General features: G+C 75.5%; 10 protein-coding genes. 5 read left to right on the top strand and 5 right to left on the bottom strand.

The annotated features are described in order from the left end of the window. Positions 1-152: 152 nt before the first annotated feature. The gene (locus tag ACFWP3_RS40875; protein WP_384231849.1) at positions 153-1604 is read right to left on the bottom strand and encodes a PLP-dependent aminotransferase family protein; all 1452 of its coding nucleotides are present in this window, start codon (positions 1602-1604) and stop codon (positions 153-155) included. After that, a complete protein-coding gene (locus ACFWP3_RS40870) occupies positions 1601-2062 on the bottom strand; it encodes a MarR family transcriptional regulator (RefSeq protein ID WP_384231846.1) in 462 nt (153 codons plus the stop codon). The genes ACFWP3_RS40875 and ACFWP3_RS40870 overlap by 4 nt, the downstream gene beginning before the upstream one ends. Positions 2063-2127: 65 nt before the next feature. On the opposite strand from ACFWP3_RS40870, the gene ACFWP3_RS40865 reads away from it, so the two are divergent. Beyond that, positions 2128-3030 (top strand): alpha/beta fold hydrolase, encoded by a 903-nt coding sequence (locus tag ACFWP3_RS40865; protein WP_384231844.1) that lies wholly within the window; start codon positions 2128-2130, stop codon positions 3028-3030. Here the strand turns inward: ACFWP3_RS40865 and ACFWP3_RS40860 are convergent. Continuing rightward, entirely contained in the window at positions 3027-3398 is a 372-nt protein-coding gene (locus ACFWP3_RS40860; RefSeq protein WP_257556629.1) for an ArsC/Spx/MgsR family protein, read from the bottom strand. The genes ACFWP3_RS40865 and ACFWP3_RS40860 overlap by 4 nt on opposite strands. 175 nt (positions 3399-3573) lie before the next feature. On the opposite strand from ACFWP3_RS40860, the gene ACFWP3_RS40855 reads away from it, so the two are divergent. Further along, complete coding sequence (locus tag ACFWP3_RS40855) at positions 3574-3825, top strand: hypothetical protein (RefSeq protein ID WP_384231841.1); 252 nt, start codon at positions 3574-3576, stop codon at positions 3823-3825. Between the two features lie 65 nt (positions 3826-3890). On the opposite strand, the gene ACFWP3_RS40850 is transcribed toward ACFWP3_RS40855, so the two are convergent. Beyond that, a complete protein-coding gene (locus ACFWP3_RS40850; protein ID WP_384231839.1) occupies positions 3891-4772 on the bottom strand; it encodes a nuclease in 882 nt (293 codons plus the stop codon). 75 nt (positions 4773-4847) lie between these two features. Beyond that, a complete protein-coding gene (locus ACFWP3_RS40845; RefSeq protein WP_384231836.1) occupies positions 4848-5933 on the bottom strand; it encodes a PP2C family protein-serine/threonine phosphatase in 1086 nt (361 codons plus the stop codon). An 89-nt stretch (positions 5934-6022) separates the two neighbouring features. Here ACFWP3_RS40845 and ACFWP3_RS40840 point away from each other — a divergent pair, with 89 nt between their 5' ends. From ACFWP3_RS40840 to ACFWP3_RS40830, 3 genes are all read left to right on the top strand, one after another. Then, on the top strand, positions 6023-6787 hold the full coding sequence (locus ACFWP3_RS40840) for a VIT family protein (RefSeq protein ID WP_384231834.1): 765 nt from the start codon (positions 6023-6025) through the stop codon (positions 6785-6787). Positions 6788-6948: 161 nt separating this feature from the next. Then, positions 6949-7836, top strand: a complete 888-nt coding sequence (locus ACFWP3_RS40835; protein ID WP_384231832.1) for a TIGR01777 family oxidoreductase — start codon at positions 6949-6951, stop codon at positions 7834-7836. A gap of 206 nt (positions 7837-8042) precedes the next feature. Continuing rightward, positions 8043-9314, top strand: coding sequence for an NAD(P)/FAD-dependent oxidoreductase (locus tag ACFWP3_RS40830; RefSeq protein WP_384231830.1), 1272 nt, complete (start codon positions 8043-8045; stop codon positions 9312-9314). Positions 9315-9375: the final 61 nt, after the last annotated feature.

The raw sequence follows: 9375 nt of genomic DNA, 5'->3' as shown, positions 1-9375 counted from the left end.
TCGCGAAGCGACGCGACGAAGGAGCGCCCTTGACAGGGCGGCCCGACCCGGAAGGACAGTAGGACGGGCGGGAAACCCCCAAACCCTCCCTGATCGGCATCAGCGGGAATCAGGCCCCGCAGTACCCGAAGCCCCCGCCCGCCCCTCACCCCTCACCCCTCACCTCTCGCCCCCACCACCCCCGCCAGCACATCCACCGCTCTCGTGAACGCCGCGTTCGGGGGTGCCGCGTAGCCGACCACCAGGCCCTCGCGGGGTGGGGTCGGGTCCGCTGGGTGTTGGTAGGACGACAGGCCGTCCAGGGCGAGGCCTGCTGTTCGGGCCGCCGACAGGGTCGGGGCCTCGCTGCCCGGTGGGAGTTCCAGTACCGCGTGCAGGCCCGCCGAGATGCCCGTCACCCGGATCTCGGGCGCCCGTGCGGCCAGTACGGAGACCAGCTGGTCACGGCGGTCCCGGTAGTGCTTGCGCATCCGCCGCACGTGCCGGTCGTACGCGCCGCACTCGATGAAGTCGGCCAGCGCCAGCTGGTCCAGCGCGCTCGCCCAGGACTCCCGCTGCCCCTTCGCCGCCAGCACCTCGTCGATCAGCCGGTCCGGCAGGACCAGCCAGCCGAGCCGCAGGGCCGGGGAGAGGCTCTTGCTCAGCGAGCCCGCGTACACCACGTGCTCCGGGGCCAGCCCCTGGAGGGCGCCGACGGGTTTGCGGTCGTAGCGGAACTCCCCGTCGTAGTCGTCCTCCACGATCACGCCGCCCGTCGCGCGGGCCCACTCCACGGCGGCGGCGCGCCGCGCGGGCAGCAGGCGGCCGCCGGTGGGGAACTGGTGCGCCGGAGTGAGCAGCAACGTGCGCACCCCGGAGGGGAGTTCCGTCGTCGTCCGCGCGCCGTCCTCGTCGACCGCGACGGGGTGCGGGCGCACCCCGGCGGTGTCCAGGATGCCGTGGTGGAAGGGGAGTCCGTACGCCTCCACGGCCCAGTCCCGGGGCCGGACCGACGCGAGCAGCCGCAGTCCGTTGGCGAAGCCGGAGCAGACCACGATGTTCTCCGGGCCGGTCCGCACGCCCCGGGCCCGCGACAGGTAGGTGGCCAGGGCCCGTCGCAGCTCGGGGCGGCCGCGCGGGTCGCCGGGACCGAAGGCCTCGGTGGGCGCCTCGGAGAGGGCCCGCCGCGCGCTGGCGGCCCACGGGCCGCGGGGGAACGACGCCGGGTCGGGCTTGCCCTGGAGCAGGTCGTAGCGCGGCCCGACAGCCGACGACCCCGCAGTAGGCGCCCCGGCCGCCGACGACCCGGCCGCCGACGACCCCGCCGCCGACGGCCCCGCCGCCGCCCCCGCCGCCGCCCCCTCCGCCACTCGGGTGCCCGAGCCCTGGCGGGCGGTGAACCAGCCCTCGGCGACCAGTTCGGCGTAGGCGTCGGCGACGGCGTTGCGGGCCAGGCCCAGGTCGGCGGCCAGGGTGCGGTACGGCGGCAGCCGGGTCCCGCCGGCCAGTCGGCCGCTGCGGACGGCGCTGCGCAGGGCCTGGGCGAGGGCGGCCCGCCGGGGGCCTTCGGCGGGGAGGTCGAGGTGCAGGTCGGCGCCCGTTTCGCCGCTGTCGCGGGCGGTCACGCGTCGGCCTGTGGTGCGAAGACGGTGTGGGTGGCCGTCAGGAAGCGCCGGACGGTGTCCCGTTCGGCGGGGTCGAAGCCGTCCAGCACCCGCAGCACCCCGTCGATCAGCGGGCCGAAGAACTCCCGGCCCAGCCGGATCGCCTCCGGCTCCACGCGCAGCAGGATCCGGCGCCGGTCGCGGTCGTCGCGGACCCGCGCGACGTGGCCGAGCCGTTCGAGACGGTCGATCACGGAGGTGGTGCCCGCCGAGTTGAGGCCGAGCCGGGTGCCGAGCAGTCCGGCCGTGGCCGCCTCGCCGGCGCGGGCCGCGTCCAGCAGGCAGATCAGGGCCCGCACATCGGTGGGGTGCATGCCGTTGCGGGCGGCGAACTCCGTCTGGCGCAGGCCGAACTCGACGGTCACTGCCCGCAGCAGGTGCACCAACCGCAAATTTTCGGGTTCCCCGTTGTCGCTCACATCGCCCTCCGCCTAATATCTCTCGCTGAGCGAGATTATTGCCCAACGAGGCATGGGAGCCAGCCGTGTTCCGGACATCGACATCTCACACACCTCGGTCAAACCGCACCCCTCGCACACCCCACACACCCCACACACCCCACTTCCGCGCCGCCTACGGCGCGGTCCTCGCCCAGTGGCCCGCGCCGGTCGACTCCGTCGACCTGCCCACCCCCTACGGCCTCACCCGCGTCAACAGCTGCGGCCCGGCCGGGGCTCCGCCGCTGGTGCTGCTGCCCGGCGCCGGCGCCACCTCCACCGTGTGGGGGGCCTGCGCCCGGGCCGGGCTCGCGGGCACCCACCGGGTGCACGCCGTGGACCTGGTCGGGGACCCCGGACTGAGCGTCCCGGAGCCCGGGCGGGCGGTACGGACCACCGGTGACCTCGTCGGATGGCTCGACGCGGTGCTCGACGGGCTCGGCCCGCACGGCCCCGTCACCCTCGGCGGGCACTCGTACGGAGCCTGGATCGCGGCCCATTACGCGGCTTCGCGGCCCACCCGGCTCGGACGGCTCGTGCTGCTCGACCCGACGCAGGTCTTCGCCGGGTTCCGCCACGGCTACGTGCTGCGCGCGCTGCCCATGCTGGTACGGCCCACCCCGGAGCGGATCCGCTCCTTCCTGGCCTGGGAGAGCGGCGGAGCCGAGCTCGACCCGGCCTGGCTGCGGCTCCAGGACGAGACGGCCCGCTTCCGGGCCGTCCGGCCGGTCACCGGGCCGCGCCCGGACCTGACCGGGCCGGGGGAGCCGCCGGTCCCCGTGCACGTCCTGTTCGCCGGGCGCGCCCGCTGCCACGACGCCGACCGGGCGGCCGGGGCCGCGCGCCGGATGCTCCCGGGCGCGCGGGTCGACGTACTGCCCGGGGTCTCGCACCACGCGCTGCCGCTGGTCGCGGCCGGGGAGATCGCCCGTCTGGTCGCGGCCGGCTAGCCCTTGCGGGACAGGGCCTCGCGGACGGCCTCCTCGGAGCGGGCGACCACCGCCGTGCCGTCCTCGGCGGTGATGATGGGGCGCTGGATCAGCTTCGGGTGCGCGGCCAGGTGGGCGATCCAGCGGCCGCGCGCCGCGTCGGTCTCCTCGCGCGGCAGATCGCGGACGCCCGTCTCCTTCGCCAGCGGGTCGGAGGTGCGGGTGATGTCCCACGGCTCCAGTCCGAGGCGGCCGAGCACCTCGCGGATCTCGTCCTCGGAGGGCACGTCCTCCAGGTAGCGGCGGACGGTGTAGTCGGCGCCCTCGGCGTCCAGCAGGGTCAGTGCGCTGCGGCACTTCGAGCACGCGGGATTGATCCAGATCTCCATGCCGTCCAGCCTATCCACGGGCTGACCTGGGCCCGGTCCGATGCCCGGTCCCACACCCGGCCGGAGCCCGCTCCGGTGCCCGTCCGGTGCCGGTCCGGCCAGGGCTTTTGTCAGTGCCGCCCGGTAAAATCGAGGGAGAACGACAGGAAGCCAACTACCGTTTGGGAGGCTGTAGATGGCCACTGCCACCGCCATTGAGCACGTGAAGAAGAAGCCGCTGCCGGCGGGCCTGCCCCGCGAGTGGTACGAGTGCCACAACCGCCGTCTCAAGGCGATGCGCCTGGCGATATCCCTGCTCGACTCGGGGACGTATGACGCCCGGCGCGCCACCAACCGGAAGATCCGGACGATGGCGGTCCGGACGGGGATCCACCGGCCGTCCAATGTCACCTGCAAGATGGTGCGCGCCTTCATCCAGGCGGCGTGAGCCGGCCGTAGCGAGTCGCGCAGGCGCCGGCCCGCCGGGGTGGAGGCCCCGTCGGGCCGGCGTGCTCACTTGTCCTCGAAGACGAGTTCCTCGGGCAGGCGCAGCATTCTCACCGTGTCGCCGTCGACCTTGACCACCCGGTGCAGGCCGATGACCGGCTTGCCTTCGGAGGCGATGCGGTAGCTGTCCGCGGAGCCGGCCAGGTAGGAGGGGAAGGAGGACAGCAGCGGCGCCGCGGGGGCGAGGTCGATGTACTCCTTCAGCCGGCGGAACAGCTTGGGGAGGAGCACCGCTCCGTTCGCGGCGGTGATGGAGGACATCCCGCAGATCTTCGCGCCCGTCATGGTGACGTCCGCGTCGTCGGCCCACACCCCCTTCTTGGCGCTGCGCGCCTGCACGGCGGCGGTGGTGAGCACCTCGCGCAGTTCCTTGGGGAAGCCCGCGTAGAAGGTCGGGTAGGCCAGGCCGAGCGAGATCAGGTGGTAGTTGGCCGTCTTCTTCAGCAGGCCCTCCTCGACCCTGATCTCGTAGCCGGAGCACACGGGCGGGGTGCCGCGGCCGACCAGGGCCACGCAGCGGCCGTGGATGTCGGCGCCGCGGGTGAGGATGAAGCCGGGCACGCTGTCGGGGATGGTGGAGACGGTCTCGTCCTCGTGGCGGTCGACGCTGGCGAAGCCCACCCAGGCCAGGAGCTCGTTCGCGGCCCGGTGGGCGAGGTCCAGCGGCTGGTGCTGCACCGGTCCGTAGGGGCCCTCGTAGTGGGTCTCCAGCGTGTCGACGGACTCCAGCCGGATGCCGGCGCGGCCGTCCGGCGCGGGCACGATCCGCTTGCAGCCGGGTACGAGTTTCCAGTCGGCCGTGTCGTCCGGGATGAAGGGGATGGTGTCGCCGTCCGGCTGGGCCGTGGCCGGGACCCGGAACGTGCCTCTGATCAGCAGCATGGACATGGTGTCTCCCACCGTAGCCGTCACTGTGTGTGCTCGACGGTTACGTACGGTACACGCGCGGGTGGGGCCCCGCGATCATGCCGGGCCGTCCGGTGACAGCAGCAGCAGGGCCACGTCGTCCCGCGGCCCGCCGTCCGTGAAGGCCGCCAGGTCCCGCCAGACCGCCTGGACCAGGTCCGCCGGGTCCCGTGTCACCACGGTCAGCCGTGTGGCCAGGGGGTAGAAGTGCCCCGCCGCGTCCCGGGCCTCGGTCACCCCGTCGGTGTGCAGCAGGAAGCGGTCCCCGGCGCGCACCGCAAGCTCCGCCACCGGCGGCGGGTCCGGCCCCGCGAGCCCCAGGCCCAGCGGCGGTCCCGGCTGCACGGCCACCTCCTCCACCGTCGGCCCGCGCAGGCGCAGGGCGGGCGGATGCCCGCACGAGACGATCCGTACGAGGTCCAGCCCGGGCGGGAACTCCAGCAGCAGGGCCGTCGCGAACAGCTCGGGCTGTCCGTCGGGCGCGGCCGCCGCGTCGCACGCCAGCCGCCGGTCCAGCCGGGCCGCGACCGCCGCCAGTTCCGCGTCGTCGAGCACCGCCTCCCGGAAGGCCCCGAGCAGCGCCGCCACCGTGCCCACCGCCGCCAGGCCGTGTCCCTGCACGTCCGCGACCAGCGCCCGTACCCCGTAGGGCCCGGCCCGTACGTCGTACAAGTCGCCGCCGACCAGGGTGCCGCGCTGGGCCGCCCGGTAGAGGCCGGAGCAGCGCACCGGACCGACCCGTTCGGGCACCGGCGGGAGGACCGCCAGCTGCGCCGCTTCCGCGACCGTCCGTACGTTGACCAGCTGCGCGTCCCGGCGCCGCCGCACCCAGGCGATCACCACGCTCAGCAGTCCGATCGCGGCCACCGTGGCCAGGTCCGAGCCCTGGGCCTGGGCGACGTTGAGGCTGTGCACCCCGAGCAGGACGAGGACGAGGGCGGCGAAGAACGCGGTCCCGGCCGCCCCGTACGCGAACGCAGCCACCGGCGGCAGACCCGCGAGGAAGAAGCCGAGTTCCACATCGCCCGGCGTGAGCATCTGGGCGAGGACCAGCACCGCAAGGGCGACCACGGGCGCGAGCCGGGCCCAGCGCGGCGGTGGCTGCCCGCGCAGCCAGCCCGGCTCCTCGTCTTGGCCTCTCACCCCTCCACCCTGGTACGCGGGCCAGGTGCGCGCACCCCGGACCGGCCTGCCGGGTGGCCCGGCGCGGCCCGTGCCGGGACAGTGGGGGCGTGACCGAAGACGATGCCCCCGGCAAGCCGCTGACGCAGGCGCACATCGAAGCGCACGGCTCCGGCGGCGGCGGTGACGGCTCGCCGAGCGCGGACATCAGCACGCGGCTGAACTGGCTGCGTGCGGGGGTGCTGGGCGCCAACGACGGGATCATCTCCACCGCGGGCCTGGTGGTCGGCGTGGCCGGGGCCACCACCTCGCGCGCGGCGATCCTGGCGGCGGGCGTCGCCGGGCTGCTGGCGGGGTCTCTGTCGATGGCGGCGGGGGAGTACGTGTCGGTCAGCTCGCAGCGGGACTCCGAACGGGCCGCGCTGGACATGGAGCGCCGCGAACTGGCCGAGGAGCCGGAGGCGGAGCTCGAGGAACTCGCCGACCTGCTCTCCGCGCGCGGGCTGAGCCGGGAGGTGGCCCGCGAGGCCGCGGAGCAGCTGACGGAACGGGACGCGCTGCGGGCCCATGCCCGGGTGGAGCTCGGCATCAACCCCGACGAGCTGGCCAACCCGTGGCACGCGGCGTTCGCCAGCTTCGTCGCGTTCACGGTGGGGGCGCTGCTGCCGCTGCTGGCGATCGTGCTGCCGGGCCCGTCCGCGCGGGTGCCGGTGACGGCGGCGGCCGTGCTGGGGGCGCTCACGCTGTGCGGGGTGCTGAGCGCACGGCTGGGCGGGGCGCCGCCGGCCCGCGCGGTCCTGCGCAACGTCGCCGGCGGCGCCCTGGCCATGGCCGTCACCTACGCGGTGGGCACCTGGCTCGGCACAACAACCTGACCGCCGCCACCACCCGGGGCTCCGCCGCCACCATTCAGCCCCGCCGGCGTTTGAGGCGCGGGGTCTGGGGCGGAGCCCCAGGTCCCGGCGGAGCCGGGCTTCGGGTCGGGCCCAGGGCCAAGGTTCGGCGCGGCGGCGCAGCCGAACGGCAGGATAGGGACATGCGCATCGCGGTCACCGGCTCGACCGGACTCATCGGCAGTGCCCTCGTACGGTCCCTCCGGGCAGACGCCCACGAGGTGGTGCGGTTCGTACGCCGCCCGCCCGCCGCAGGCGACGAGGTGCGGTGGGATCCCGCCCGCGGGTACGTCGACCCCGCCGGCCTGGCCGGGTGCGCGGCCGTCGTGCACCTGGCCGGGGCCGGCGTGGGCGACCACCGCTGGACCGCCGCGTACAAGAAGGAGATCCGCGACAGCCGGGTCCTCGGCACCGCCGCCCTCGCCCGGGCCCTCGCCGCGCTCGACGAGCCGCCCGCCGTCCTCGTCAGCGGTTCGGCGGTCGGCTACTACGGGGACACCGGCGACCGGGTCGTCGACGAGGACGCCCCGGCCGGGCGGGGCTTCCTGCCCTCCGTCTGCGTGGAGTGGGAGGCGGCCGCGCGGCCGGCCCGCGAGGCCGGGATCCGTACCGCCTTCGCCCGTACCGGCCTGGTCGTCGCGCGGGACGGCGGGGCCTGGGGCAGGCTGTTCCCGGTCTTCCGGGCCGGCATCGGCGGCCGGCTCGGCGACGGGCGCCAGTACTGGCCGTTCATCTCGCTCCACGACGAGATCGCGGCCCTGCGCCACATCATCGACACCCCCGGCCTCGAAGGCCCGGTCAACCTCACCGCCCCCGAGCCGCTGACCAACCGGCAGATCACCGCGGCCATGGGCCGGGTGCTGCACCGGCCCGCGCTGCTGCCCGTGCCGGCCGCGGCCCTGCGCATCGTGCTCGGGGAGCTCTCCGAGGACGTGCTCGGCAGCCAGCGGGCCCGGCCCGCCCGGCTGCTGGAGTCCGGCTTCGTCTTCCGCCACCCCGGCATCGAGGACGCGATCCGGGCCGCGCTGTAGGGGACGCCCCGGGCGTGCCCGGACGTGCCCCGGGCACGCCCCCGGCGGTCGTGCGACCAGCGTGCGACCGCTTGTGAGCCGGATGCGACCACTGTGCGACCGGAGTTGACCACAATCCCGCAATACCCCGGCCAACTCGGGTTCCCCTTGAGCCGGTTGGGGGAAGGAGGTCGTGACACAGCCGCGCCGACCTCGGGGAGGGGCACGTGCTCAGCAGCTCACACCATTCCGCACACCACGCGGACGTCGTCATCGTAGGAGCCGGAGTCTCAGGACTCGCGGCCGCGCACCACCTGATCGCAGCGGGGGTAACGGTCATCGTCCTGGAGGCCGCGGGCGACCCCGGCGGCCGGATGGCCACCGAGTCGGCCGACGGGTTCCGGCTGGACCGGATCGGCCAGTTGCTCACCACCTCCTACCCGGAGCTCGGGACGACTCCGGGCCTGGCGGGCCTGCCCCTGCGCCATTTCGCGCCCGGGGTCCTGGTCCACACCGACGGCAGGCAGCTCCGCGCCGGTGCGCTCACCCCGGCCCGCGCCCTGGCCAGCGGCTCCCTCGACCAGGCCCGGCTCAGCGCCGTCCTCGGCCGGCTCGCCGCCCTGCCCGAGGAGCGGCTGCTGGCCCGGCCCGAGCGCACCGCCCTCGCCGTCCTGCGCTCCCGCGGCCTGCCGCCGCGCACCGCCACCGGTGTGCTGCGGCCGCTGCTGGCCACCCTGCTCTGCGACCCGGGGCTCACCACCTCCAGCCGGGTCGCCGACCTGGCCCTGCGCACCTTCGCGCGGGGCCGCCTCGCCGTGCCCGAGGGCGGAGCCGCGGCCCTGCCCGACCGGCTGGCCGCCGGTCTGCCGCCCGGCACCGTCCGCACCGGCGTCCGGGTCCGGTCGGTGGCGACCAACCTGGTCACCACCGAGGAGCACGGCGACTTCAGCTGCCGCTCCGTCCTCCTGGCCACCGGGGCCCGCGCCGCCGCCGAACTCCTGCCCGGCTTGCGCGTGCCCGCCTTCCACGAGGTCACCGTCCTGCACCACGCCACCGCCGCGCCCCTGCCCTGGGACGCCTCGCTGCTCCTGGACGGCGACCCCAAGTGGCCCGTCTCGCACACCGCCGTGATGAGCGCGGTCGACCCGACGCGGGCCCCGGCCGGCCGGAGCCTGGTCACCACCACGGTGCTCGGCCCGCCGCCCCCCGCCCGTACGGTCGCCTCGCGCCTCGCCCGGCTCTACGACACCGCCACCCGCGACTGGGAACCGCTGGCCGTCCACCACACCCGGGAGGCCGTCCCCGCGATGCCCCCGCCCTACGACGTACGGCGCCCGGTGCGCGTCCTGGCCGGGCTGTACGTGTGCGGGGACCACCGCGACACCAACACCGTCCAGGGCGCCCTGCGCTCGGCCCGCCGCGCCACCCACGCCGTCCTGCGCGACTTCGGCATCCCGCTCCCGGCCACCCGGGAGCAGCCCCTTCCGGTGGCGGCCTGAGAACCACCCAGTGACGCCGGCGGGGCACCCACCGCCCCGCCGGCCCGCCGGCCCCCCGCCC

It is taken from the genome of Streptomyces sp. NPDC058525, from assembly GCF_042719495.1.
Lineage (GTDB): Bacteria > Actinomycetota > Actinomycetes > Streptomycetales > Streptomycetaceae > Streptomyces.
This window is presented reverse-complemented; position numbering and strand designations above follow the sequence as displayed.

Excerpts from the sequence above, each read along its gene's own strand:
- ACFWP3_RS40850 (WP_384231839.1), bottom strand. The coding sequence starts at position 4,772 with ATGTCCATGCTGCTGATCAGAGGCACGTTCCGGGTCCCGGCCACGGCC.
- ACFWP3_RS40835 (WP_384231832.1), top strand. The coding sequence starts at position 6,949 with ATGCGCATCGCGGTCACCGGCTCGACCGGACTCATCGGCAGTGCCCTC.
- ACFWP3_RS40860 (WP_257556629.1), bottom strand. The coding sequence starts at position 3,398 with ATGGAGATCTGGATCAATCCCGCGTGCTCGAAGTGCCGCAGCGCACTG.
- ACFWP3_RS40855 (WP_384231841.1), top strand. The coding sequence starts at position 3,574 with ATGGCCACTGCCACCGCCATTGAGCACGTGAAGAAGAAGCCGCTGCCG.